The sequence below is a fragment of the Streptomyces erythrochromogenes genome (assembly GCF_036170895.1).
GTDB lineage: Bacteria > Actinomycetota > Actinomycetes > Streptomycetales > Streptomycetaceae > Streptomyces > Streptomyces erythrochromogenes.
In genome coordinates this window covers 2,979,375-3,004,669 of sequence record NZ_CP108036.1, presented here as the reverse complement: position 1 = coordinate 3,004,669, position 25,295 = coordinate 2,979,375, and the positions used below count along the sequence as shown (strand labels likewise).

At 73.9% G+C, this 25,295-nt stretch carries 21 protein-coding genes; 14 read left to right on the top strand and 7 right to left on the bottom strand.

The window, feature by feature from the left end; genetic code table 11:
• Nucleotides 1-59: 59 nt before the first annotated feature.
• Nucleotides 60-1,001 carry a DUF4097 family beta strand repeat-containing protein gene (locus OHA91_RS13290; protein ID WP_031151651.1) on the top strand — a complete coding sequence of 314 codons (942 nt, stop codon included), beginning with the start codon at nucleotides 60-62 and terminating at the stop codon, nucleotides 999-1,001.
• Nucleotide 1,002: 1 nt separating this feature from the next.
• Complete coding sequence (locus OHA91_RS13285) at nucleotides 1,003-1,902, top strand: PadR family transcriptional regulator (protein ID WP_031151652.1); 900 nt, start codon at nucleotides 1,003-1,005, stop codon at nucleotides 1,900-1,902.
• Nucleotides 1,903-2,009: 107 nt separating this feature from the next.
• On the opposite strand, the gene OHA91_RS13280 is transcribed toward OHA91_RS13285, so the two are convergent.
• From OHA91_RS13280 to OHA91_RS13265, 4 genes are all read right to left on the bottom strand, one after another.
• Entirely contained in the window at nucleotides 2,010-2,582 is a 573-nt protein-coding gene (locus OHA91_RS13280) for a Clp protease N-terminal domain-containing protein (RefSeq protein WP_031151653.1), read from the bottom strand.
• Nucleotides 2,582-2,791: a helix-turn-helix domain-containing protein gene (locus OHA91_RS13275; RefSeq protein ID WP_030013034.1), complete on the bottom strand. Its 210-nt coding sequence runs from the start codon at nucleotides 2,789-2,791 to the stop codon at nucleotides 2,582-2,584. Before OHA91_RS13275 ends, OHA91_RS13280 begins: the two co-directional genes overlap by 1 nt.
• 57 nt (nucleotides 2,792-2,848) lie before the next feature.
• Complete coding sequence (locus OHA91_RS13270) at nucleotides 2,849-3,811, bottom strand: zinc-binding dehydrogenase (protein ID WP_328739270.1); 963 nt, start codon at nucleotides 3,809-3,811, stop codon at nucleotides 2,849-2,851.
• 196 nt (nucleotides 3,812-4,007) lie between these two features.
• Complete coding sequence (locus OHA91_RS13265) at nucleotides 4,008-5,210, bottom strand: NAD(P)-dependent malic enzyme (RefSeq protein ID WP_031151655.1); 1,203 nt, start codon at nucleotides 5,208-5,210, stop codon at nucleotides 4,008-4,010.
• 526 nt (nucleotides 5,211-5,736) lie between these two features.
• Here OHA91_RS13265 and OHA91_RS13260 point away from each other — a divergent pair.
• Genes OHA91_RS13260 through OHA91_RS13250 form a run of 3 tightly spaced genes read left to right on the top strand, consistent with a single transcriptional unit; the run spans nucleotide 5,737 to nucleotide 8,441 of the window.
• Nucleotides 5,737-6,699 (top strand): ABC transporter substrate-binding protein, encoded by a 963-nt coding sequence (locus OHA91_RS13260; RefSeq protein WP_031151656.1) that lies wholly within the window; start codon nucleotides 5,737-5,739, stop codon nucleotides 6,697-6,699.
• A gap of 39 nt (nucleotides 6,700-6,738) precedes the next feature.
• Nucleotides 6,739-7,680 (top strand): amino acid ABC transporter permease, encoded by a 942-nt coding sequence (locus tag OHA91_RS13255; protein ID WP_031151657.1) that lies wholly within the window; start codon nucleotides 6,739-6,741, stop codon nucleotides 7,678-7,680.
• Entirely contained in the window at nucleotides 7,680-8,441 is a 762-nt protein-coding gene (locus tag OHA91_RS13250; protein ID WP_030849853.1) for an amino acid ABC transporter ATP-binding protein, read from the top strand. The genes OHA91_RS13255 and OHA91_RS13250 overlap by 1 nt, the downstream gene beginning before the upstream one ends.
• Nucleotides 8,442-8,548: 107 nt before the next feature.
• Here the strand turns inward: OHA91_RS13250 and OHA91_RS13245 are convergent, their stop codons facing one another.
• The gene (locus OHA91_RS13245; RefSeq protein WP_328739269.1) at nucleotides 8,549-9,349 is read right to left on the bottom strand and encodes a class I SAM-dependent methyltransferase; all 801 of its coding nucleotides are present in this window, start codon (nucleotides 9,347-9,349) and stop codon (nucleotides 8,549-8,551) included.
• Between the two features lie 82 nt (nucleotides 9,350-9,431).
• Between OHA91_RS13245 and OHA91_RS13240 the strand changes: the two genes are divergently transcribed.
• Nucleotides 9,432-10,061, top strand: coding sequence for a CGNR zinc finger domain-containing protein (locus OHA91_RS13240; protein WP_031151659.1), 630 nt, complete (start codon nucleotides 9,432-9,434; stop codon nucleotides 10,059-10,061).
• Here OHA91_RS13240 and OHA91_RS13235 read toward each other — a convergent pair.
• Nucleotides 9,965-10,387 carry a S24 family peptidase gene (locus OHA91_RS13235; protein ID WP_031151660.1) on the bottom strand — a complete coding sequence of 141 codons (423 nt, stop codon included), beginning with the start codon at nucleotides 10,385-10,387 and terminating at the stop codon, nucleotides 9,965-9,967. The genes OHA91_RS13240 and OHA91_RS13235 overlap by 97 nt on opposite strands.
• 171 nt (nucleotides 10,388-10,558) lie before the next feature.
• Between OHA91_RS13235 and sodN the strand changes: the two genes are divergently transcribed.
• A complete protein-coding gene (gene sodN, locus OHA91_RS13230) occupies nucleotides 10,559-10,954 on the top strand; it encodes a superoxide dismutase, Ni (protein WP_030036761.1) in 396 nt (131 codons plus the stop codon).
• A gap of 175 nt (nucleotides 10,955-11,129) precedes the next feature.
• On the opposite strand, the gene OHA91_RS13225 is transcribed toward sodN, so the two are convergent.
• Entirely contained in the window at nucleotides 11,130-11,315 is a 186-nt protein-coding gene (locus OHA91_RS13225) for a DUF6104 family protein (RefSeq protein WP_010061466.1), read from the bottom strand.
• Nucleotides 11,316-11,449: 134 nt separating this feature from the next.
• On the opposite strand from OHA91_RS13225, the gene OHA91_RS13220 reads away from it, so the two are divergent.
• The 7 genes from OHA91_RS13220 to fxsT all read left to right on the top strand — a co-directional run bounded on the left by OHA91_RS13220 (nucleotide 11,450) and on the right by fxsT (nucleotide 24,889).
• Complete coding sequence (locus tag OHA91_RS13220; protein ID WP_031151661.1) at nucleotides 11,450-13,618, top strand: VMAP-C domain-containing protein; 2,169 nt, start codon at nucleotides 11,450-11,452, stop codon at nucleotides 13,616-13,618.
• A gap of 41 nt (nucleotides 13,619-13,659) precedes the next feature.
• The gene (locus tag OHA91_RS13215; RefSeq protein WP_266497783.1) at nucleotides 13,660-14,697 is read left to right on the top strand and encodes an AAA family ATPase; all 1,038 of its coding nucleotides are present in this window, start codon (nucleotides 13,660-13,662) and stop codon (nucleotides 14,695-14,697) included.
• A 6-nt stretch (nucleotides 14,698-14,703) separates the two neighbouring features.
• Nucleotides 14,704-18,045: an SAV_2336 N-terminal domain-related protein gene (locus OHA91_RS13210; RefSeq protein WP_328739268.1), complete on the top strand. Its 3,342-nt coding sequence runs from the start codon at nucleotides 14,704-14,706 to the stop codon at nucleotides 18,043-18,045.
• Nucleotides 18,046-18,145: 100 nt separating this feature from the next.
• Entirely contained in the window at nucleotides 18,146-18,343 is a 198-nt protein-coding gene (fxsA, locus tag OHA91_RS13205) for an FxSxx-COOH cyclophane-containing RiPP peptide (RefSeq protein ID WP_031151664.1), read from the top strand.
• Nucleotides 18,344-19,114: 771 nt separating this feature from the next.
• The gene (locus OHA91_RS13200) at nucleotides 19,115-20,539 is read left to right on the top strand and encodes an FxsB family cyclophane-forming radical SAM/SPASM peptide maturase (RefSeq protein ID WP_328739267.1); all 1,425 of its coding nucleotides are present in this window, start codon (nucleotides 19,115-19,117) and stop codon (nucleotides 20,537-20,539) included.
• On the top strand, nucleotides 20,536-21,792 hold the full coding sequence (locus OHA91_RS13195; protein WP_328739266.1) for an HEXXH motif domain-containing protein: 1,257 nt from the start codon (nucleotides 20,536-20,538) through the stop codon (nucleotides 21,790-21,792). The genes OHA91_RS13200 and OHA91_RS13195 overlap by 4 nt, the downstream gene beginning before the upstream one ends.
• A 64-nt stretch (nucleotides 21,793-21,856) precedes the next feature.
• On the top strand, nucleotides 21,857-24,889 hold the full coding sequence (gene fxsT / locus OHA91_RS13190; protein ID WP_031151667.1) for an FxSxx-COOH system tetratricopeptide repeat protein: 3,033 nt from the start codon (nucleotides 21,857-21,859) through the stop codon (nucleotides 24,887-24,889).
• Nucleotides 24,890-25,295 lie beyond the last annotated feature (406 nt).

The following is a 25,295-nucleotide window of genomic DNA, read 5'->3' as shown; positions in this document are numbered from 1 at the left end:
AGACGCGATATGTTGCGTGCGTCGAGCCTGTCCGTGAACGCACGAGGAGGATCAGCACCATGTCAGAGCAGTCGTCCCAGCCGTCGCGGTCGACGTGGCACTTCGCCGAACCGCAGAAGCTCACCTTCGAGGAGCCGGTGACCGAGCTCCGCGTACGCGTCGTCAGTGGAACGGTGAACGTGGTCGCCGCCGAGGAGGGCCCGGCCCGCCTGGAGGTGACCGAGGTCGACGGACCGCCCCTGTACGTCGTGCAGGAGGGCGGCACCCTCACCGTCTCCTACGAGGACGTGCCCTGGAACGGCTCCCAGGGCCTCAAGCAGTGGTTCGAGGACAAGCCCTGGAAGGCCTGGTCCGGTTCCTCGTCCTCCGGCCGCAAGGTGTGGGAGCGCCGCGCGGCGGTCACCCTCACCGTGCCCGCCGCCACCCGCGTCCACGTCGCCACGGTCGACGCCGCGGCCTTCGTGTCCGGCATCTCCGCCGAAACCGACGTCAAGGGGGTCTCCGGCGACGCCACGCTGGTCGGACTGTCCGGCCGGGTCAAGGCGCACACCGTTTCCGGCAGCGTCGAGGCCCAGTCCGTCACCGGCGACCTCGGCTTCCACTCGGTCTCCGGCGGCCTGACCGTCGTGGACGGCGCGGGCGTGAGCGTGCGCGCCGACTCGGTCAGCGGCGACATGCTGATCGACCTGGACCCCGGCCCGGACGCCGAGCGCCCCGTCGACATCGCCCTGAACTCCGTCTCCGGCCAGGTCGCCATCCGCCTCCCGCACCCCGCCGACGCCCGCGTCGAGGCCAACACCGCCACCGGCGGCGTCTCCAACGCCTTCGAGGACCTGCGGGTCTCCGGCCAGCTCGGCGCCAAGCGGATCACCGGCACCCTCGGTTCCGGCGCCGGCACCCTGCGGGCCACCACCGTCTCCGGCGGCATCGCCCTGCTGCGCCGCCCGCAGGCCGACCCCGACGCCCCCGCCCCGCTCGCGCTCGACAAGAAGGTGCTCTGACATGCCGCCCGTCTTCGCCCACGGCCGCCTCCGCCTCTACCTCCTCAAGCTGCTGGACGAGGCCCCGCGCCACGGCTACGAGGTGATCCGCCTGCTGGAGGAGCGCTTCCAGGGCCTCTACGCCCCCTCGGCGGGCACGGTCTACCCGCGCCTGTCGAAGCTGGAGGCGGAGGGCCTGGTCACGTACGCCACCGAGGGCGGGCGCAAGGTGTACTCCATCACCGAGGCCGGCCGCGCCGAGCTGGCCGACCGCGGCGGCGAGCTGGCCGACCTGGAGCTGGAGATCCGCGACTCGGTCACCGAACTGGCCGCCGAGATCCGCAGCGACGTCCGGGGCGCGGCGGGCGACCTGCGGCGCGAGATGCGGGCGGCGGCCTCCGCGTCGGCGACCCAGGTGGGCGAGGACGATTCCTGGAAGGCGGCCAAGGAGGAGCTGCGCAAGGCCAGGCAGGAGTGGAAGGAGCAGGCCCGCCGGGCGAAGGACGAGAGCCGCCGGGCCCGCGAGGAGGCGCAGACGGCCCGACGCCAGGCCAAGGAGGCCCAGGACCGGGCCCGCGAGGAGGTCCAGCGCATCGCGGGCCAGCTCCAGGAGCAGTTCGCCAAGTCCGGCGGCGTCCTGGGAGGTCTGGCCGGCGCCTGGCTCGGTGGCGGCACCCACGGCGCCGGCGCGGCGGGCAGGCCCGATGCGGCGGACGCGGGCCGGGCTTCGGGCTGGGCCGCGGACCTGGCGCCGACCGGCGACCCGGCCCGCGACCTGGACCGGCTCCTGGACCGCTTCCGCGACGAGGTGCGCGACGCCGCGCGGGACCACGGGGTGACCGCGGCCCGGGTGGCCGAGGCCCGCGACCACCTCGCGGCCGCCGTGGCCCGGCTGGCAACGACGCTCGGCGCCAAGCCGTAGCCCGACCGCGCCGCCGCTGCCGGGGCGCCGCCCCGGACCCCGCGCCTCGAACTCCCCCAGCTACCGCTGGGAGGTGCCCCCCTGGCGAGGCCGAAGGACCGGGGCGGCTACGCCGCGAGGCGCGTCTCCGCCGTGGCGTAGGTGATGCCGTGGTCCGTCAGGACCTCGGAGGTGGTGCCGGGGCGGGAGAGCAGGGCCAGCAGCAGGTGCAGGGTGCCGATGTGGTGGTCCTTGCGGCCCAGCGCGATGCGCAGGGACTGCTCCAGCACCTTCTTCGAGCCCTCGGTGAAGGGGACGTGGCGGCTGCCGCCGCGGTCGTCCGGCTCGGCGCGCCCCAGGGCCGAGCGGAGCGAGGAGCCCAGGGTCCGCCGGCGCGGCGCGGGCGCCGCGAGGGCGCCTTCGCCGTGGGTCTCCTCGATCCGGGAGACGATCTCGGTGAGGTCGATGCCGAGTCCGGCGAGCGCCTCCTCGTCCGCCCTGGACATGCCGCCCCGGCGGCGGGCCGCCGCGAGGTCGGCGGCCACCGCCGCGCGGTCCACGCCGAGGGGGTCCAGGGCGCCCAGGGCCAGCAGGGACAGCAGCAGGTGCTCCTCGGTGACGGTGGCAGCCCGGGCCTGCCGGGCCTCGGCCACCGCCCCGGTCACGGTCGACCGGGCGTCACGGGTGAAGCGTTCGAACATCAGAGCCTCCCGTACTTCTTGTGCACGGCCTGCCGGCTGACGCCGAGCTCGGCCGCGATCTCCTGCCAGGACCAGCCCTGCGCGCGGGCGCTGCGTACCTGTACGGCCTCCAGCTGCTCCAGCAGCCTGCGGAGGGCGGCCACGGCACGCAGGCCCACGCGCGGGTCCCGGTCACCGGCCCGCTCGGCGAGATCAGTGGCTTCGGTCATGCATGTCAATGTAGGTTGACGCGGGAGCCTCGTCAACCCCAGTTGACATCGAGAGGGTCAGGGCTTGAGGACGATCTTGCCGAAGAGGTCGCCCGACGCGAGCTTCTCGAAGCCCTCGCGCGCCCGGTCCAGCGGCAGGACCTCGTCGATCACCGGCCGCAGCCCGGTCGTGGCGCAGAAGGCGAGGAGGTCCTCCAGCTCGTCCTTCGAGCCCATCGTCGAGCCGACGACCTTCAGCTCCAGGAAGAAGATCCGGGTCAGCTCGGCGTGCGCCGGGCGGTCCCCGCTCGTGGCGCCGGAGATCACCAGGGTGCCGCCGGGACGCAGGGACTTCACCGAATGGGACCAGGTGGCGGCACCCACGGTCTCGATCACCGCGTCCACCCGCTGCGGCAGCCGCGCACCCGGCTCGAACGCCTCGACCGCGCCGAGCTCCACGGCCCGCTTGCGCTTGGCCTCGTCGCGGCTGGTGGCGAAGACCCGCAGGCCCGCCGCCTTGCCGAGGGCGATCGCGGCGGTCGCGACCCCGCCGCCGGCACCCTGGACCAGGACGGAGTCCCCGGGGCGGACCCCGGCGTTGGTGAACAGCATCCGGTACGCGGTCAGCCAGGCCGTCGGAAGGCAGGCGGCCTCCTCGAAGGACAGCTCGGCGGGCTTGCGCAGGACGTTCCAGGCGGGGACGGTCACCTGCTCGGCGAAGGTCCCCTGGTAGCGCTCGGTCAGGATCGAGCGGGGCTCTTCCGGGCCGACCCCGTAGCCGCTCTGGCCGATCACGGAGTGCAGGACGACCTCGTTGCCGTCCTGGTCGATCCCGGCCGCGTCGCAGCCGAGGATCATCGGGAGGCTCTCCTCGCCGAGGCCGACCCCGCGCAGCGACCACAGGTCGTGGTGGTTGAGGGAGGCGGCCTTGACGTTCACGGTCACCCAGCCGGGGCGGGCCTCGGGCGCGGGGCGGTCGCCCAGCACAAGGCCGTTCAGCGGCTGGTCACGGTCGATTCGGGCGGCATAGGCAGCGAACATGCGGCGACGCTACCGCTCGGTAGGTCCCCGTTCCAGACCTCCCGCGACCGCACGGGTGAGGCCTTCGTCGCACCCCGCCCGCTCCCGCGGCCGACAGGGCCCGCCGGGGCCGCACCGCGCGAGCGCCGCACACACGCGAAGAGGCCCGGCCGGAGTGGATCCGGTCGGGCCTCTTCGCGTACTGCTCCGGTCCGTGTCAGACCAGGCGGGCCACGCCGTCGGCCTTGGCCGCGGCGGCGACGGCCGCGGCGACCGCCTCCGCGACGCGCTCGTCGAACGGCGAGGGGATCACGTAGTCGGCGGCGAGCTCGTCACCGACGACACCGGCGATGGCGTCGGCGGCGGCGATCTTCATGCCCTCGGTGATCCGGGTGGCGCGCACCTTGAAGGCGCCCGCGAAGATGCCCGGGAACGCCAGCACGTTGTTGATCTGGTTCGGGAAGTCCGAACGGCCCGTGGCCACGACCGCCGCGTACTTGTGCGCGACGTCCGGGTGGACCTCCGGGTTCGGGTTGGCCATGGCGAAGACGAACGCGTCCTTCGCCATGGTGGCCACCGCCTCCTCGGCGACGGAGCCGCCGGAGACGCCGATGAACACGTCCGCGCCGGCGAGGGCCTGCTCCAGCGAGCCGGTCTGGCCCGTCTTGTTGGTCAGGCCCGCGATCTCCGCCTTGACGTCCGTCAGATCGGAGCGGTCCGCCGACACGACGCCCTTGCGGTCGGTGACGCAGACATCGCCGATGCCCGCGTCCACGAGGATCTTGGCGATGGCGATGCCCGCCGCGCCCGCGCCCGCGATCACGGCGCGCAGGTCGCCGAGGGTGCGACCCGTGAGCTTGGCGGCGTTGCGCAGCGCGGCCAGCGTCACGATGGCCGTGCCGTGCTGGTCGTCGTGGAAGATCGGGATGTCCAGCGCCTCCTGGAGGCGCCGCTCGATCTCGAAGCAGCGGGGGGCGGAGATGTCCTCCAGGTTCACCCCGCCGAAGGAGGGCGCCAGACGGATGACCGTCTCGACGATCTCGTCGGTGTCCTTGGTGGCGAGCGCGATCGGGACCGCGTCGACACCGCCGAACTGCTTGAAGAGGATGGCCTTGCCCTCCATCACGGGGAGGGAGGCTTCCGGGCCGATGTCACCGAGGCCGAGCACGGCCGTACCGTCGGTGACGACGGCGACCACGTTGGACTTCCAGGTGTACTCGTTCACCAGCTCCGGCTGCTCGGCGATGGCGGTGCACACCTTCGCCACGCCCGGGGTGTACGCCAGGGACAGGTCGTCCTTGTCGTTCACCGGAACGGTTGCCTGGATGGCCATCTTGCCGCCCCGGTGCAGTGCGAACACCGCGTCGGGGTTGTTGTCCGTCGCACTGTCGCTGCGAGGGTTGACGATCTCCGCTGCCACTTCGTGTGACCCCTTAATTCCTTTTGTTCGTTGAGGGTGGCCACTCCTGGTTAAGGGGTGGGCGGGCACCGCGTCCGTACTCCGCATCGACGGTTGGCCCGTCTCCGCGAAGGGGAGGTTCGTACGCGCGGGCGCGCCGCACGCGCGCCCTGAGCCCCGGATGAGGGGTGTAAGGATCTGTTCTACCCGAAGAACGCTCGCTCAGACGAGTCGATTCCGGCTCAACCGTAGGTCAACTGCCCGCCTTTTGGCGAAAAGTCCAAACCTTCGCGTCCGGTGGGCGAGACGCTCCGTAGAAACTGCGCTCAAAAGGCCTGGTCACGGCAGTATCTGCGGCCTCGAACCCCCTTGCCCGCAGTCCTGTTGGCCTACCCGTGTCGCCCGTTATGCGATTTTGACCTGACGGGCAGCCTGAATGTCTCAGTCCGAATGGCAAGATGCCGTAATCACACAAGGTCGCGACACTCGATGGTGCGTGTCCGACCGTTTTTCGATGCTTTTCCACCCCTGTCGGAGGAACGAAGCCATGACCGCAAGCACCACCCGTCGTACGACCGCCGCCCGGTCCCGGATCGCCGCGGTCGGCGCGATCGCGGTCGCCGGCGCCCTGATCCTCACCGGTTGTGGCGACCAGACCGACAAGGCGTCGTCGACCCCGTCGGGTGCGGCGAACAACAGCAGCGCGCCGCTCTTCTCGAAGCTCCCGAAGAAGATCCAGGACGCCGGTGTGATCAAGGTCGGCACCGACGCGACCTACGCGCCGATGGAGTTCACCGAGGGTGGCAAGATCGTCGGCGTCGACCCCGACGTGGCGGCGGCCCTGAGCAAGCAGCTCGGCGTCCAGTTCAAGTTCGAGTCGGGCACCTTCGACACGCTGATCGGCAGCATGCAGACCGGCCGCAGCGACCTGGTCATGTCCTCCCTCACCGACACCAAGGCCCGTCAGGAGGGCCTGGACGACAAGGGCGCCAAGACCGGTGCCGGCGTCGACTTCGTCGACTACTTCTCCGCCTCGACCGGCATCCTGGTCAAGAAGGGCAACCCGCAGGGCATCAAGACCCTCGACGACCTGTGCGGCAAGACGGTCGCCGTCCAGCGCGGCACCACGTACGAGGAGTCCGCGAAGACCCAGGCCGAGAAGTGCAAGACGGACGGCAAGGGTGAGCTCAAGGTCGAGTCCTTCCCGACCGACGCCGAGGCCCAGACCCGCGTGAAGGCCGGTGGCGCCGCCGCCGACCTGAACGACTCCCCGGTCGCCGCGTACATCGCGCAGACCGCCGGCGGCGGCAACGACTTCGAGGCCATCGCCAACCCGACCGACGCCGGCCTCTTCGGCATCGCGGTGGACAAGAAGAACACCGAGCTGCGCGACGCGCTCAAGGAAGCCCTCGACGCGATCATCAAGGACGGCACCTACAAGGCCGCCCTGGACAAGTGGAACGCCGGTTCCGGCGCCGTGACCGAGGCCAAGATCAACGCCGGTTCCTGACCTCCGCGTACCACCGCAGCACACTGAAGGGCAGTCACTGTGACTGACAAGCTCGACAAGGACCCGGGTCCGGCGGACACCCCGCCGGCCGGTTCCGTCCCCCCCGAGGCGATCCGTGCCATCCCGGTCCGCCACTACGGCCGCTGGATCAGTGCCGTGGTCGTCATCGGCCTGGTCGTGGCGCTCATCGTCGCCTTCTCCCAGGGCAACGTGCGCTGGGCGACCGTGCCGGAGAAGCTGTTCGACCCCTCGATCCTCCGAGGCGTCGTCAACACGATCTGGATCAGCGTCACCGCCATGGCCCTGGGCCTGGCGCTCGGCGTCCTCTTCGCCGTCATGCGGCTCTCGAAGAACCCGGTGACCAGCACCATCGCCTGGTTCTACATCTGGCTCTTCCGCGGCACCCCGGTGTACGTGCAGCTCCTCATCTGGTTCAACCTCGCCCTGATCTTCCCGATCCTGAACCTCGGGTTCTACAAGGACGAGATGACCCAGGTCATGACGCCGTTCCTGGCGGCCCTGCTGGGTCTGGGCCTCAACGAGGGCGCGTACATGGCGGAGATCGTCCGTGCCGGCATCCAGTCGGTCGACGAGGGCCAGACCGAGGCCTCGCACGCGCTGGGCATGACCCGGACGCAGACCATGCGCCGCGTCGTCCTGCCGCAGGCCATGCGGGTGATCGTGCCTCCGTCGGGCAACGAGTTCATCAACATGCTCAAGACGTCGTCGCTCGTCGTCGCCGTGCAGTACTTCGACCTGCTGCGCGCGGCCCAGGACATCGCCTCGACCTCGTTCGCGGTCATGGAGATGTTCTTCGTCGCCTCGATCTGGTACCTCGCGCTGACCAGCGTGTTCAGCGTCGGCCAGTACTACCTGGAGCGCCGCTACGCCCGTGGTGCGCTCCGGACCCTGCCGCCCACGCCGCTGCAGAAGATCAAGGCGAAGCTGTCCAGCTTCTCGAACAGCAAGGCGGTGGCCTGATGACTGCCATGGTGAAGGCCGAGGGCGTCCACAAGTCCTACGGTGCGGCGCACATCCTCAAGGGCATCGACCTGGAGGTCGCCCCGCGTGAGGTCTTCTGCCTGGTCGGCCCGTCCGGCTCCGGCAAGTCGACCTTCCTGCGGTGCATCAACCACCTGGAGCAGATCAACGCCGGACGGCTGTACGTCGACGGGGACCTCGTCGGCTACCGCCAGAAGGGCGACAAGCTCTACGAGCTGAAGGACAGCGAGGTCGCGGCCCAGCGCCGGGACATCGGCATGGTCTTCCAGCGCTTCAACCTGTTCCCGCACATGACGGCCATAGAGAACGTCATGGAAGCGCCGGTCATGGTGAAGGGCGAGTCCAAGGCGGTGGCGCGCGAGCGTGCCGTCCGCCTCCTGGACCGGGTGGGCCTGGGCGAGAAGGGCGGGAACTACCCCTCCCAGCTCTCCGGCGGCCAGCAGCAGCGCGTGGCGATCGCCCGCGCGCTCGCCATGGAGCCGAAGCTGATGCTCTTCGACGAGCCCACCTCCGCCCTCGACCCCGAGCTGGTCGGTGACGTCCTGGACGTCATGCGGGACCTCGCCGAGTCGGGCATGACCATGATCGTGGTCACCCACGAGATGGGCTTCGCCCGCGAGGTCGGCGACAACCTCGTCTTCATGGACGGCGGCGTAGTCGTCGAGTCGGGTCACCCGCGCGAGGTGCTGGGCAACCCCCAGCACGAGCGGACGAAGGCGTTCCTTTCCAAGGTGCTGTAGTCGGCGGCGCCGGCCGCCGCACGCGGACACGGCCGAGGGGCGGTACGGGAATCCGTACCGCCCCTCGGCCGTGTCCGCGTGCTGCTTCCGCCCCCGTCCCGGATTCCCTACTTCAGACCCAGGACCAGCGCGTCGGAGGGCGAGCGCCAGACCGTACGGGCCTCCGCGAAGCCCGCGGCGCGCAGGGTCTCGGCGTGCCAGGCCGCGGAGGGGGTGTCGCCGTCGGCGTGCTCCCCGTAGATCTCGAAGCGGCGGGCGGTGGGCTCGGCCAGCGCCGGGTCGGCGGCGGCCAGGGCCCACCATTCGCGCCAGTCCACCGCCCCGGACGCCTTGGCCCGGTCCATGCCGGCGTGCCGGTGGGCGCGCTCGGCGGCGTTGATGCGGGGGGTGGCCGGGTCGGGCATGTGGTCGGCGTTCATGAACGCCCCGCCGGGGACCAGCAGCGGGGCGAGCTGCCCGTACAGCACGGCCAGGTCCTTGCTGTGCAGCCAGTGCAGGGCGGTGGCGGTCAGGATGACGTCGTAGCCTTCGCGGCCGTCGTGCGGGAGGGCCGAGCGCCACTCGGGGTCCTTGAGGTCGGCGGTCACGAACGAGACCCGCTCGTCCCCGCAGAAGTGGCCCCGGGCGATGGTCAACAGCGCGGGGTCGAGATCGACGCCCGTACTGGTGGCTCCCGGGAACCGCTTGAGGACGCGGTCCGTAATACTTCCCGTACCGCATGCGAGATCCAGCACCCGGGGGGTGGGTCCCACCAGTGCCTCGACCATGTCCAGCATCACCCGGAACCGCTCCTCGCGGTCGGGCATGTACCACTCCTGCTGGCGGTCCCAGCTGTCCTGCCAGGCCTGCCAGTCGGTACCGGTCCGCCCCGCGCCGGTCGTGTCCGCCGTGTCCGTCGCATCCGCCATCCCGAACCCCTCCCTACGTAATACCCTCGAAGACGTCTCAGCTGTTACGAGAGACATTAATCCGCAGCCGTAAGGACTACAAGTGGAACTGGCCCATTACTCGGACTTCGCCGTGCGCCTGGTCAACACCGAGGAGCCGGCCCGCAACAAGGACGCGCTCACTTCGGTGGACGCCGTCCGCGCCCTGTTCGGCGCCAGCCAGCAGATGGCACGCCGCGTCACGGACACCGACATCACCCGCTTCCGCAACGTGCGCGGCCGGCTGCGGGCCGTCTTCGAGGCCGCCGACGGCGGCGACCACGTCCTCGCGGTCGACCTGCTGAACTCGCTGCTCATGGAGTTCCCCGTCAGCCCCCAGGTCTCCGGCCACGAGACCCTCGACGACGACGGCCGCCCCGACTGGCACATCCACCTCGCCGAACACCCCTCGAACGCCTCGGCCGGCTACGCCGCCATGGCCGCGATGGGATTGGCCTTCGCCCTCACCGAGCACGGCCCCGACCGCCTCGGCCTGTGCCAGGCCGCGCCCTGCCGCAACGCCTACCTCGACACCTCCACCAACCGCTCCCGGCGCTACTGCTCGGACCGCTGCGCCACCAGGGCGAACGTGGCCGCCTACCGCGCCCGCAAGCGGCTGGAGGCCGAGGCGTCGGCCCGCAGCACCCGCAGCGACGAGGCCGCCCAGGACAGCCGGGCCCTCAGCGAGCGCTGATCCTCCTCGCGCGGCCGGAACCGCAGGACCGCCGTCGCCAGCACCAGCTCCCCGGGCACCGCCCCGTAGACGGTGCTGTCGCCGGTCTCGTTGTACGGGTTGTCGCCCAGCACCCACCAGGAGCCGCCGGGCCGCCGCTCCACCGCGCGCTTGACCACGAGCAGGTCCTGCTGGAACGGATGGCGCAGCACCACGATGTCGCCCGGCCGGACGACGGCCCCGTAGCGGACCACGAGCCGGTCCCCGTCCAGCAGCGTGGGCACCATCGACGGGCCCGTCACCTCCACCACCTCGAACCGCCTGCGCGGGCGGGCGCTCTCCACCATGCGTGTCCTCCTCGTCACTCCCGCATGCTGCCGCACGGCTCCGTACATTCGCTCACCGGTCCGGCCGTGACCCTGGACTTTTGTCCTAAGCCCATGGGGGCGCCCGCGAAATCCGGTTCTCCAGCGAGTAATGTCCCCCTTGAGAAGACGATCACGAGGAGGACAAACTCCATGCTTTCCCGCCTCTTCGCCCCCAAGGCGAAGGTCTCCGCCCACTGCGACCTGCCGTGCGGCGTGTACGACCCTGCCCAGGCCCGCATCGAGGCCGAGTCCGTCAAGGCCGTGCAGGAGAAGTACCAGGCCAACGACGACGCCGATTTCCGCGCGCGCGCCATCACCATCAAGGAGCAGCGCGCCGAGCTCGCCAAGCACCACGTCTCGGTGCTGTGGAGCGACTACTTCAAGCCGCCGCACTTCGAGAAGTACCCGCAGCTGCACACCCTGGTCAACGACACCCTGAAGGCCCTCTCGGCCGCCAAGGCGTCGAACGACCCGGCGACCGGCCAGAAGGCCCTCGACCTCATCGCCGAGATCGACCGCATCTTCTGGGAGACCAAGGCCGCCTGAGCCTTGCCCTCCACGCAGAGGGGCCCGTCCGCAGCAGCGGACGGGCCCCTCCGGCGTACCGGACACAAGTCGCTTCGGCGTCCCGGCGGTCGGCGCCCGTCCGGGCGTCCCCGATTCGGGCGTCCCCGATTCGGCCAAAACCGGACCGCCCCGTCGAAGGGCGCGACCAACCCGACTACTCGTCCTCGTCGTCCTCGTCGTCCAGCCGGGCCAGCCAGGTGGCCAGGCGCTCCACCGGGACCTCGAAGTCCGGGTTCAGGTCGACGAAGGTGCGCAGCTGCTCGGCGAGCCACTCGAAGGTGACCTCCTCCTCGCCGCGCCGCTTCTCCAGCTCCTCGATGCCGCGATCGGTGAAGTACAAGTCGGGCTCCGTGCCGTGATGTGGATGTGCAGGGAATGTTTCCCGCCAGGATAATCCGCGGCGCCCGGGAGACCTCCCGTGCCCGGTACCGCCGACGCTAGCCTGGACGTCCGACGAGCGGGCGGGGGGCGTGGATGACCGACGGGCGCACGACCGGGACGGCGCGCGCCTTCGAGCTCCTCGAACCCCTCGTCCAAGCGGCGACGGTACGCGTCCACGCCCCGCCGGGCGGGTATGACAACCCCGGCAGCCATCGGACCGGTCCCACGTGGGGGAGCGGTTTCTTCATCGCCCCCGGCTGGGTCCTGACGTGCGCGCACGTGGTCGGCGAAGGGGGTGCCGCCGTGCGTCTGACAGGCCGCGAGGTCGGCATCACCTTCCACTCCGGCAGACCGCGCCCCGGCGGACCCGGCGCGCCCGGCGCCGTCACCGGGACCGTCACCGGGCGCGTGGAGTGCGTACTGCCCGAGCGCCTGGAGGAACGGCGGCCCGGCCGGCACGCCCTGTGGGACCTCCCCGACCTGGCCCTGGTCCGGGTCCTGGCCCCCGTCTCCCACGCCTGCGTCTGGCTCACCGACCGCTCCCGGCCGCGCTTCGACGAGGTCGCCTACTTCGGCTGCACCGAGGACCTCGGCACCCCCGAGATCACCGGCCGCACCACCCGGCTGCGCGGCACCGCCGGGAACGGCGCCGCCATCCGGCTCGCCGACGACGACGAGATCGACCCCGGCATGTCCGGCGGGCCCGTCGTGGACCTGGCCCGCGGCGAGGTCGTCGGCGTCGTCAAGGCCCGCCGCCAGACGGGCGGCGGCGGACTCGCCGTCTCCGTCGTACAGCTGCGCACCCTCCCGATGGCCGCGCGCGGGCAGGTCGGGCTCTACCGCCGGATCATGCAGGCCCACGACCTGTACCACTACGACCAGCACCTCAGCGACCTCGACAACCGCCGCACCTGGACCGACGTGCACGGCGAACTCCCCCCGCAGGAGCGCGACCCGTACGGCGGGCGGGGCCGGCTCACCCCCGGAGAACGCACCACCCTGTGCGGACTCCTGGCCGAACTGCCCCCGCCGAGCTCCTCCGAGGCCGTACGCGCCCTGGTCGAGGCCGTCCGCGGCGAGGAACCGGACCCGCAGCCGCCGGCCCCGCTGAGCTGGCGCGACGGCCTGGGCCTGCTCCACGACCCGCCGGGCGGGACCGGCGAGGCCGCGGCCATGCTCCGCTACGCCACCGACGTCAGCGTGGCCGACTACCGCGAGCCCCCGACACCGGGCGCCGACGAGGAACTGTGGGACTGGGTACGGGCCACGGCCGAGAGGCTCTGGCGGCCGCTGCGGCGCGAACTCGGCGAGCGCCACGAGCGGGGCCTCGCCGAGCGGGAGCGCCGCCGCCGGGCCCCGGCCGGCCGGACCGCGGGCGGCCCGGCCCGGCGGGCCGGCGGACTGCCGCCCGGGGCCTCCGTCCTGCTGGAGGTGTGGGCGCACGGCTGGGAGCACCTCTACGACTGGCGGGTCTCCGTGCTGGCGGGCCCGGCCCACCCCGGGCGGCTGACCCCCGTGGACTCGGGCGTACGGGCCACCGTGGCGGACCTGCCGGAGCGGTTGCGGGCCCCGCTCGCCGAAGCCTTCCGGCGGTGCGACACCCACGTGGCGGCGGCCCTGCTCGAAGTGGCCGTGGCCCCCGAACTGTTCGGGCTCGCGGTCGAGGACTGGGTGGTGGCCGGCGGCGTACCGCTGGGCGTGCAGCGGCCGGTGGTGCTGCGCCACCCCGGCGGCACTGACGGCCACGCTCCGGGCAGCCACCCGGCCGGCCCGGCCGACCACGCTCCGGACACCCACCCGGCGGACCACGAGGGCAGCCGGGCCGCCGCCCGGTGGGCCCGGGTACAGGCGGGACCGCTCCAGGACGAACGGGCCGACTGCGCGGGCGGCCGCCCGCGCGCCCCCTCCGCCACATGGCTGTCGGGCCTGCCCGACACCACCGTCCCGGTGCACTGCCGGGCCGCCGACCAGGAGCCCACACTGGGGTCCCTGCACGCGGTACGGGACGCCGGCTACGGGGTGGCCGTGACCCGCAGGCCGCCACCGGACCCCGGGGTGTCGTGCGCGCCGTTCCACCGCGGGCTGCGGGAGGAACTGGCCGACGCGGGGCGGGCGGAGGTGCTGCCGCTGCGGTTCCAGACGTTGCGGGGACGGGCGTACGGGGCGGACCCCGACGCCTACTGGGCGGCAGGGGCGGGGCTGGTGTGGGAGGACCCGGCACGGCCGCTGCCGGACGTCGAGCCGCTCCACGGCGACCTGTGACGGCGCCCGGCCCGGCGGATTCGAGGGAGGGAACACGCACCATGAACGACGACTGGCTCATCTACCGCGGCGTCGGCGAGCCCCACGACGGCATCGACGCCCTGCCCGACCCGCCGCCCTGGAGGGACTTCGACGGCGGGCCCGTCGTGGAGCCGGGCCCCGCGGCCGCGGCCGCCGAGGGCAACGTCGCCCGCCGGCTCGGAGCCCACCGGCAGGCCGCCGAACTGCACCGGCCGGAGCCCGAGGAACTGGAGGCGATCAACGCGGCGCTGTACCTTCGGCGGCCGCTGCTCGTCACCGGCCTCCCCGGAACCGGGAAGTCCACCCTCGCGCACTCCGTCGCCCACGAGCTGAAGCTGGGACGGGTGCTGCGCTGGCCGGTGGTCTCGCGGACCGTGCTCCAGGACGGGCTCTACCGCTACGACGCCCTCGCCCGGCTCCAGGACGTGCAGCTCGCGGCCGGCGGCGCGGGGGCGGACGGCGGGGCCCCGGGCACGCTGCCCGGCGCCGTCCCCGGCATCGGGAAGTACATCCGGCTCGGTCCCCTGGGCACCGCCCTGCTGCCCACCGCACGACCCCGCGTGCTCCTCGTCGACGAGCTCGACAAGAGCGACATAGACCTCCCCAACGACCTCCTGAACGTCCTGGAGGAAGGGGAGTTCGCCCTCCCCGAGCTGGAGCGCGTCGCCGACGCCCAGCCCGAGGTCGAGGTCCTCACCGACGACGGGACGAAGGCGACCGTGCGGGGCGGCCGGGTCCGCTGCCGGGCCTTCCCCTTCATCATCCTGACCAGCAACGGCGAGCGGGACTTCCCCGCCGCCCTGCTGCGGCGCTGCATCCAGCTCAAACTCGGGCAGCCCGGCGAGAAGCGGCTGGCCACCATGGTCCGCGCCCACCTCGGCGAGGAGGCCGCCCGGCTCGGCGGCGACCTGATCCGCGAGTTCCTGGGCCGCTCCCAGTCCGAGCTGGTCGCCGCCGACCAGCTCCTCAACGCCGTCTACCTCACCCACTACGCCTCCCCGGCGACCCGGGAGGACCTCGCTGACCTCCTCATCCAGCGCCTCGACCGCCCGAGGTGACCGGCCGTGTCCGAGCCCGCCGAACCCGCCGAACCCCCCTGCGCCGTCGAACCCTCCTGCGCCGCCGCCGCGGCGCCGCCCGCCGAGCCCGGTGTCCGTGAACTGGCCGCCCTGCTGCGGGCCGCCGGGCTCGACCCGTCCGCCGAGGAACTCGCCGACGCCCTCTGGCTCGCCGGGCACATCCGCGGCCCCGGACCCGCCCTGCCGGCAGCCCCGGGGGCCGGCCCGGAAGCCGAGCCCGAGGATCCCGCCGCGGAACCCGTGGAGCCCGTACGCGCGGAGGCGGACACCGAGGACCCGGTGCGGCTCTACGCCCCCGGGGCGCACCCCGCCGCAGAGGCCGAGGGCGGGACGCCCGAGGAGTCGCCCGAGGAGTACGGAGTGCCCGTACGCGTGCCCGGGGCCGCCGCCCTGCCCCGCATCCTCGACGTCCAGCGGGCCCTGCGCGCCCTCCAGCGGCACCGCCCGCCCGCCCCGCCCACCCGGCTGGTGATCGACGAGGGCGCCACCGCCGACGCCAGCGCCCGCGCCCTCGGGCTGCTCATCCCCGTGCTCCGCCCGGAGAACCGGCGCGAGGCGACCGTACGGCTCGTGATGGACGCCTCGCCCTCGATGGCCGTCTGGCAGGACATGTTCGAGGAACTGCGCACCGTCTGCGAGCGGTTGGGGGCCTTCCGGGACGTCCAGGTGCACTACCTGCACCGCCGCCCGGACGGCACGGCAGCGCTCGGACGCGGCCCCGGCCCCGGTTCCGCACTGCGCTCCGGGGACCAGCTGCGGGACCCGACCGGCCGCGCCCTGACCATGGTGGTCTCCGACTGCGCCGGCCCGCTGTGGCGCGAGGGGGCGGCGCAGCGGCTGCTGTACCGCTGGGCCGAATGCACCCCCTGCATGGTGGTCCAGCCCCTGCCGCAGCGACTGTGGGGGCGCAGCTGGCTGCCGACCGAGCGGGGCACCCTCGCCCGGCTGGAGGGCGCCGGGCAGAAGCTGCGGTTCCGGCCGGACCGGCCGGCGCCGCCCGGGCGGCCCACGGGCGGGATCGCCGTGCCGGTGCTGCCGCCCAGCCCGACCGCCCTCGGGGCGTGGGCCCGGCTCGTCGCCGGCCTCGGCACCGGGCCGGTCGCCGCCGAGGTGGGCCGCGTACGGGCCGGCCACCCGGCCGCGCCAGTCCCCCCACCGCCCGCCGTCCGCCCGCCGCGGGAACTCGTGGCACGGTTCCGCTCCTCGGCCGCGCCCCGCGCCGTACAGCTGGCCGTGTACCTGTCGGCGGCCCCGCTGACGCTGCCCGTGATGCGGCTGGTGCAGCGCACGATGCTGCCGGACTCCGAGCCGTCGGACCTGGCGGAAGTGCTGCTCAGCGGGCTGCTGAGGCGCAGCGGCCCGGGCCCGGGGCACTGGTACGAGTTCGTGCCCGGGGTGCAGGACGTCCTGCTGGGGCCACTGGGACGGGACGAGGCAGCGCTGGTCCTCAAGCACTGCTCGGAGTACGTACGGGCACACTTCGGGGCGGGCGTACGCAACTTCCCCGCGCTCGCGGTCGCCCAGCTGACCGGCGTGGGGCCGGCGGTGGCGGCCCCCGGGCCGGACGACGGGGAAGGGGCCCCCGAGGGGCGGCTCCCGCAGGCCTTCGCACAGGTTTCGGCCAAAGTCGTACGCCGCTACCTGCCCGGCATGCCGCAGGACGGGCGGCCGGTACGGGAACCCGCGGCGGCCCCCCTGATCGCACGGGCGGGGGCGGTGCGCGCCGCCCGGGACCGGCTCGCGGACGCGGACGCCGACGGCGACACGGGCGCACGGGCCCTGCACGAGGCCGTGGCGGTCCTGCGGCGGGCGGTGACGGCCCCGGCCGGACCCGCGGACCCGCCGGAGGAGGCCGAGACGGAACTGGCGGGGGCGCTGCTGCGGCTGTGGGCGGCCGAACGGGACCTCGCACTCCTCGCCGAGGCGGAGCGGGCCGTGACCGGGCTGCGGACCGCCGCGGCGTGCGCGGTGCGCGGGCGGGTGCTGTACGAGCGGGCGCTCGCCGCCGGCCCGGACCCCGAACTCCTCGCGGCGGCGGACCGAGAGTTCGCGGCCGCGGCCGCCTCGGCCGACCCCGAGCTGCGGCGGGACTGCGCGGTACGGCGGGCCGAGACCCTGATCCGGCTCGGCGGGCTGCGCGAGGACTCGGGCGCGCTGCGCGCGGCCCGCGCGGCCCTCGAACCCCTGGCGGGCCCCGTTCCCGGCGGTGACCCCGGCCCGGACCCGCAGGCGCCCCCCGAGACGAACCCGGAGCCGCATCCCGGTCCGTCTCCCGAGCTGCACCTGGCCCTCGGCCGGGTCCTGCTGGCCCTCCTGCCCCGCACCCCCGACCCGGCCGAGCGCACCGCCCTGGCCGAGGAGGCGGCGGCCCGCCTGACCGCGGTCCTGGCCGCCCCGCCGGCCGGGACCGGCCGCGCCGGGACGGGGGCCGCGCAGGTGCGCGTGGAACTGGCCGACGCACTGCGCCACCTGCCCGCCCGGCTGGAGGAGGCCGCCGCGCAGCTGGCCGCCGCCCTGGAGGAGACCGGCGGGGACCCGGAGCTGCGGGTGGCCGCCCTGCTGTGCCTGGCCCGGGTGCACCGCGAGCGGCACGCGCGCGACGCCGACCCGGCGGCCCTGGAGGACGCGGCCGAGGCGTACGGCCGCGCCCGCAGGCTCGTACCCCGCGACGGGGAGGCCTTCCGGGAACTCCTGCCCGAGTGGGGGGACGTACTCCTGGACCGGGCCCGCAGCGTCGGCGGCCGCCGGTTCACCGGGGCGGCCGTCCGCGTGCTGCGCGAGAGCCGGGCGGCGGTCCCGCAGTCCGACCCCGGAGCCGCGCACCGGCTGATGCGGCTGGCCACCGGGCTGCGGCTGCGGCACGCCTACGAGAGGGACGCGGTCGACCTGCGGGAGGCGGAGTACCTGCTGGAACTGGCCGTCCGCAACGGCCGCGGCCCGATGGAACGGGCCCGCGCCTGGCGGGACCACGGCGACGTGCAGCAGGAGATCCACGGCCACACGCGGGCCGCGGACCGCCTCGACCGGGCGGCCGAGTCCTACCGGCTGGCCTGGCGGGCCGCCCTTGAGGCCGACCGCGAGGGCCGCGACGACCATGAGGGCCGCGAGGAACACGACGGCCGGGCGGGGCGCGAGGACACCGCGCTGCGCCTGGCCGCGCGCGTGCAGGAATCCCGCGGGGAGGTGCTGGAGCGGCTCGCACGGCCCAGGGCCGCCCTGGAGGAGTACCGCTCGGCGCTCCAGCTCTGGAAGCGGATCGGCACCGACCCCGACGGGCGCTCCGAGGGGCTCCGTGCGCGCGTACGGGCCCTGGAGGCGGGGCAGTGACCACCCGGCCGCGGGCACGGGCCGCTGTTTCCGCCGACCGGCCCGGGGGAAAAGGCAGGGAACCGTCCGGAATGCGACGCGACATGGGGAGCGGCGGCACATGGTGACGAAACGTCAGGACATGGCGCCGGCCTCCGCCCCGGGATGCCCGGGGCGACTGCCGGACCTCTCCGGGCTCGACCTGGCCGCGCTGCGCGGGATCGACCATCCCGTGCTGGCCGAGGTGATCGAAGGCCTGGTCGAACGCGTGACCCACCCGGCCGAAATCCTCAACGCCTTCGACTCCAGCGCGGCCTGACCTTCGGCTCCCGCCGGGGTGGCGGTTCTCGCGGGGCGGCTTCGGCCGCTCGGCTCCTGCCGGGGTGGATGGTATCCGTGGGGCGGGATGGATGGGGTGGGGCGGTGCCCCGCCGGAGTGTCTCCTCGGCTCGGCGCGTGCGGGTGTGTCGCGGCGAGGCGGCCGGGGTTGCGCGCTCGTCCTGCGGGGACACTCCGCCGTGTCCCCACCCCACGCCGGCGCTCCGGTGCTTTCGGAACCGGGCTCGTACTGCTGGAGCGGGGACGGGGAGGGGTGTCCCCGCAGGACGAGCGCGCAACCACCCCGCACAACCGAGAAGTGCCCGCCTGGCGCGAGCCGAGGAGACACCCCTCCGCGGCACCGCGACCGGCCCGCACCGGGCCCGGATCCCGGTCTGTAGGAGTTCGAGGGCTGGCCCTCAAGCTGCTGCCCCCGCGGGAGCGGAGGGGCGCCGTGCCCGGATCCCGGTCTGTAGGAGTTCGAGGGCTGGCCCTCAAGCTGCTGCCCCCGCGGGAGCGGAGGGGCGCCGTGCCCGGATCCCGGTCTGTAGGAGTTCGAGGGCTGGCCCTCAAGCTGCTGCCCCCGCGGGAGCGGATGGGCACCGTGCCCGGATCCCGGTTCGCAGGAGTTCGAGGGCCGGCCCTCAAGCTGCTGCCCCCGCGGGAGCGGACGGGTTGACCACTTTCCGCCGTTAGCCGGGACCGGCGGAAGGGCAGGGATGGACCGTCCGCCGGGGCGCCCCCGGCGGTGGGGCGGGGAGGGAGCGCGGCGATGCGGCGAGCGATCACGAGCGGCTCCGCGCTGCCCGCGCCCGTCGCCCCCGGCCCGGCCGGGCCGGCGGGCCCCGCGCCACACGCGGGCGTCGAGCCCCACGAGGCGCGCGCGCCGCACGCGGGTCCCGTCGCGGGACCGGGCCCCACGCCGCAGCCGGATCCCGCCCGGGACCCGGGCTCCGCCCGGCACGCGAGCCGGCACGCCCGCAACGCCCCCTGGCCCTACACCCGGCTCGACGTCGCCGCCGCGCGGGCCGCAGGACACCCGCCCCATCCCATCCGGCAGTTCGTCCTCAAGACCCGCAGCCGCTGCAACCTCGCCTGCACCTACTGCTACGTCTACGAGATGGCCGACCAGGGCTGGCGCGACCAGCCCGTCGCCATGGCCCCCGCCACCACCGCCCGAGCCGCGCAGCGGATCGCCGAGCACGCCGCCGCCCACGACCTGCCCCGCGTCGACCTCGTCCTGCACGGCGGCGAACCCCTCCTCACCGCCCCCGCCGTACTGGCCGCGCCCGTGGAGGCCGTACGCGCCGCCCTCGCCGCCACCACCCCCCGCACCCGGATCACCGCCACCGTCCAGACCAACGGCACCCTGATCACCCGCGGCCGCCTCAGCGCCCTGGCCGCCGCCGGGATCCGCGTCGGCGTCAGCCTCGACGGAGGACTGCCCGCGCACAACACCCGCCGCGTCGACCACGCCGGACACCCCGGCTTCGGCGCCGCCGCACGCGGCCTGCGCCTGCTCGCACGCCACCCCGACAGCTACGCCGGCGTGCTCTGCGTCATCGACCTCGACCAGGACCCGGTCGAGACCTACGAGTCCCTGCTCGCCTTCGCCCCGCCCACCGTCGGCCTGCTGCTCCCGCTCGCCAACTGGAGCGCCCCGCCGCCCCCCGGCCCCGCCCGCCGCCCCGGCGGGACCCCGTACGCCGACTGGCTCCTCGCCGTCTTCGAGCGCTGGTGGCACGACGGAGCACGACGCACCCGCATCCGCCTCTTCGAGGAGATCATCGCCCTGCTGCTCGGCCTGCCCGCCACCACCGAGACCCTCGGGCTCGCGCCCGCCGCCACCGCCGTCATCGAGACCGACGGCTCCATCGAACAGGCCGATTCGCTGAAATCCGCGTACGAGGGGGCCGCAGCCACCGGCATGGCCCTCGACACCCACAGCTTCGACCAGCTCCTCGAACACCCCGGCTTCGCCGCCCGACAGCTCGGGCGGGACGCGCTCGCCGCCGGATGCCGCGCCTGCGAACTCGTCGAGGTGTGCGGCGGCGGCCACTACCCGCACCGCTACCGCGCCGGCGAGGGCTTCCGGCAGCCGTCCGTCTACTGCGCCGACCTCCAGGTCCTGATCCGGCACATCGCCACCGCCGTACAGCACGCCGCCGCCGCCCACCCCCCGGCGGCCGCCTCATGACCGCCGCCCTCGCCGCCTTCACCGTGTCCTCCCGCACCCTGCGCGCCCTCGCCTCCACCGAGCCCTCCCCGGACGGCACCCGCCTGGTCCGCGACGTACGCCGCTCCAAGCGCCTGGTCCTGCTCCGCGCCGTACTCGACGCCGCCCCCTGCGGCAGCTCCGGCCAGACCGCCGACCACTGGGCCCTGCTGGAGGAGGCCGAACGCCACGACCCGGCCGCCGTACGCGACGTACTGCACTACCCCGCCACCGGCGTCTGGGCCGAGGAAACCCTGCGCCGGCTGCACGCCCCCTTCGGCCCGCCGCCCGACCTCGCCCACCTCGGCGCCCTCGCCGCGGCCGCCGCCCTGCGCGCCCGGATCCCCTTCACCCACACCCTGCGGCCCGTGCACGGCCGCCTCGTCCTGCCCACGCTCGGCCTGCTGCGCCCGGACCGCCCCGGCCCGCTCGTCCTCACCGAACGCTCCTGGGACCCCGAAGACCCCGCCACACTGCCCCTGCACGCGCTCCCCGGAGGCCGCACCGCCCTCGACGACCTCGACCCCTACCGGGCACCCGGCCCCGCACAGCCCGCACCCCTGCGCCCCGCCCGCCGCCTCACCCCCAAGGGCCACAAACGGTGGGACACCCAGTGGTCCGGCGCCCTCACCCTCCTCCAGCGCTACGACACCGTCCGCGCGGAGGAGACCGTACAACTGCTGCGCTCCCTCGTACCGCTGGCCGGCGGGTCCCGCTCCAGCGGCGCCACCCTCCCCGCGGCCGCCGGCTCCGTACTCGCCCGCGCGCAGGCCCCGCCCGCCCTCGCCGCGACCCTCGTCCACGAGGTCCAGCACGGCAAACTGACCGCCCTCGCCGACGTCCTGACCCTGCACACCGCCGACGCCGCGCCCCGCCACTGGGCCCCCTGGCGCAGCGACCCCCGCCCCCTGGAGGGACTCCTGCACGGCGCCTACGCCCACCTGGCCCTGGCCGGGTACTGGCAGCGCGCCGCCCTCTACGGAGCACGCGGCGCCTGGGCCCAGCACGCCCGGATCCGCGCCCAGGTCGCCGCCGTCCTGCCCGCCCTGCGCGCACACGACCGACTCACCTCCGCGGGCCGGGAGTTCACCGACGCGATGGCCTCCGCCGAACGGGCCATGGACGAGCTCCCGCCCCCCGGTGACCAGCACACCGCGGCCCGTCGCGCGGTCGACCGCGAGCGCCGCGCCTGGTGCGAGGCACACCCCGAACTCGCCCCGTTCGCACAGGTCTGACGGACCGTCCGCTGCGGTACCTTTTCAGTCCCGTCCACTGCCCGCAGCCCAGGGAGACGGCCGCATGACCACCGGTAGCCGGCAGGACCGCGAATCGGCGCAACAGCCCCAGCAGCCACCCCAGCCCCAGCGGCCGCAGCGCTTCGTCATCAGCTTCGCGGGCTTCAACCGTCCCTGGGCCGTGTGGATCGCCCACCGCCTGGAAGAACACGGCCACCGCGTCGCCCTCCAGCGCTGGGACCCGCAGAGCAGCCCCGGCCTCACCCAGGCCCTCGACGACCTCGCCCGCTCCGGCAGCCGCGTCCTCCTCGTCCTCAGCGAACGCTACTTCTCCGCCGGCACCCACACCGACGACGAGTGGAACACCGCCCTGCGCGCCGTCACCGACGACCACCCGGACCGGTTCGCCGCCGTCTGCCTCACCGACGCACCCCTGCCCAGCGCCGTCGCCGTACTGGAGAAGACCGACCTGTGGGGCCTCGACGCGTACGAGGCCGAATACCGCGTCCTGCGTCGCCTCGAACTGCCCACCGACCGCATCGGCACCGAAACCGGCCGCCGCGGCCCCCGCTTCCCCAACGACCCGCCCGAGATCTGGGGCCGCGTCCCCCGCCGCAACCCCCGCTTCACCGGCCGCAACGACGTCATCGGCACCCTGCGCCAGGCCCTCGCCGAAGCCCCGCCCGGCGCGTCCACCGTCACCCTCCTCGGCCTCTCCGGCGTCGGCAAGACACAGGTCGCCACCGAGTACGCCTACCGATTCGCCTCCGAGTACGACGTCGTGTGGTGGGTCCCCGCCGAGGACCGCCCCACCCTCCGCGAACGCCTCGCCGACCTCGCTCCCGCCCTCGGCCTCCCGCGCGGCGCCGGCAGCTACGGCGAGCAGATCAGGGCAGTCCTCGAAGCGCTGCGCCGCGGAACCCCGTACAGCCGCTGGCTGATGGTCTTCGACGGCTGCGACAACCCCGACGACCTGATCGACCTGCTGCCCTCCGGCGGCGCCGGCGACGTCATCATCACCTCCCGCAACCGCGAATGGGCCGCCCGGCACACCAGCCTCGTCGAGGTCCCCCTCTACGCCCGCCCCGAGTCGATCACCTTCATCCGCCGCCGCGCCCTGCGCCTCACCGCCGACGAGGCCGACCAGCTCGCCGAGGCCCTGGAGGACTACCCGCTCGCCCTCGACCAGACCGCCGGCTGGCTCGCCGACTCCCCGCTGCCCGTCGGCGACTACCTCGCCCTGCTCCAGCGCCGGATGGACTCCCGCGAGGCCGTCGCCGTCTCCGACGACTACCCGCTGCCCTTCCCCACGGCCCTCGCCATACTCCTCAACAACGTCCGGGAGAACTTCCCCGACGCCCTTGCCCTGCTGCGGCTGTTCGTGTTCTTCGCCCCCGGTCCCGTCCCGCTGCGCCTCCTGCGCGAATTCCCCGCCGACGACGTGCCCGAACAGCTCGCCGGCCTCATCAACGACCAGATCCGGTGGAACGGCGCCCTCAACAAGCTCGTCCAGTTCTCCGTCGTACGGCTGGAGTACTCCGACCTCCCCGTGGAGGAGGGCGGCGGCGGACTGGAGACCGTACAACTGCACCGCATGGTCCACGGCATCGTCCGCGAGAACCTCTCCGAGGAAGAGGCCGAACCCCTCGCCCGGGCCGTCCGCCAGGTCCTCGCCGCAGCCGACCCCGGCCGGCCCTCCGACTCCCGGCTCTGGCCCCGCTACGCCGAACTCGTCCCCCACCTCACCCCCTCAGGAGTCATCACCAGCAGCAACCCGCGGATCCAGAACTTCCTGCTCCACTGCCTGCGCTACCTGATCCTCGCCGGCGAATACCGCACCTGCCTGCGGCTCTGCGAGGAGACCGACCAGATCTGGCGCGCCCGGCTCGGCGATGACCACCCCAAGGTCCGGGAGCTCAGCTACCAGTACGGGAACTCCCTGCGCAACCTCGGCCTGTTCCGCCGCGCCGAGATCCTCACCAGGGCCGTCGCCGACCGGCTCACCGGGGAACGCGGCGACCAGGACCTGGAGAGCCTGCGCGCCACCAGCGCCTACGGCGGCGTCCTGCTGTGCATCGCCAAGTTCGAACCAGCCCGCGAGATCTTCGAGCACTGCCTGGCCACCTACCGCGAACTGCTCGGCGAGGACGACTCCATCACCCTCGACGCACAGAACAACCTCGCCGCGACCTACCGCCTCCTCGGCCGCTACCAGGACGCCTACGACCTCGACCTGGACACCCTGCGCCGCCGCGAACGCGTCCTGATGCCCCTGCACATCTCCACCCTCGCCTCCGGCATCGCCTGCGCCATGGGACTGCGGCTCATGGGCCGCTACAGGGAGGCCCAGACCCGGCAGGAACAGGGCGTCAAGCTCAACACCCAGGTGCTGGGACTCGGCCACCCCCAGACCCTGCGCGCCGAGCACAACCTCGGCCTGTGCCTGCGCCGCTCCGGCGACATCCCCGGCGCGGGCCTGCGCCTGCGCACCGTCTGGGAACGCGCGACGCGCGTCTTCGGCGTGGACTACCCGTGGACCCTGATGGTCGCCTCCGACTACGCCACCTACCTCAGGGAGTACGGCGACATCGGCGAGGCCCGCCGCATCTCCGAAGACGTCGTCCGCGGCTACCAGTCGCAGCTCGGCCTCGCCCACCCGTACAGCATCGGCACCGTCGGCAACCTCGGCCTGGTCCTGCGCGCACAGGGCGAACGCGCCGAGGGCCTCTCCCTCGCCGAGCAGGCGCTGGTGGGCATGCGGGGCGCGCTCGGCAGCCGGCACCCCTGGACGCTGGGCTGCGCCCTCAACGCCACCGGACACCGCAACATCACCGGGCGGCTGGAGGACGCCCTGGACCTCAGCCGGGAAACCCTGCGGACCGCGGAACGGGTCCTGGGCCCCGACCACCCGATGACGCTGAGCGCCCAGATCGCCCTGGCCGCGGACCTGCGGTCCGTACGCGAGGACACGGAGGCGGGCAAACACGAGGACGCGGGCATCAAGGGCCTGACCCGCACCCTGGGCGCCCAACACGTCCACACGGTCTCGGCGAAGCAACGAGCCCGCCCGTACTGGGACTTCGAACCCCAGCCGTAGGCGGGGGGTGGGCGCGACGGGCGCGGGGGAGCGGGGTGTACGAGCCCACGCGCACTCGGCGCCTTCACCCCCGCGGCCCCCGCGCCCCGGGCCGGCGGCTGCCCACCCGCCCCCTCGGGAGTGGGGCGCGAGACGACGGCCTGCCGGACGGCGTACGGAGCAGGCGAACTCCGTACGGGCGTGCCGCCTCGCAGCACAACGGCTTCGGCGAGGCCGATCTGCGTACCCGGCAGTCAGTGATGTGCTGGGGGTTTCCCGGCAGTCCCATCGTCTCTCCGTGTCGTGCCGGTCCCTCAAGGGCGCTCCCTTCGGTCGCGTCGCTACGCGATGTCGCTGCGCTCCACCCTTGACCGCCCGTCCCGCCCCGGAAATCCGAAAGACTGCCGGGAAGCCCCCAAAGGGACGG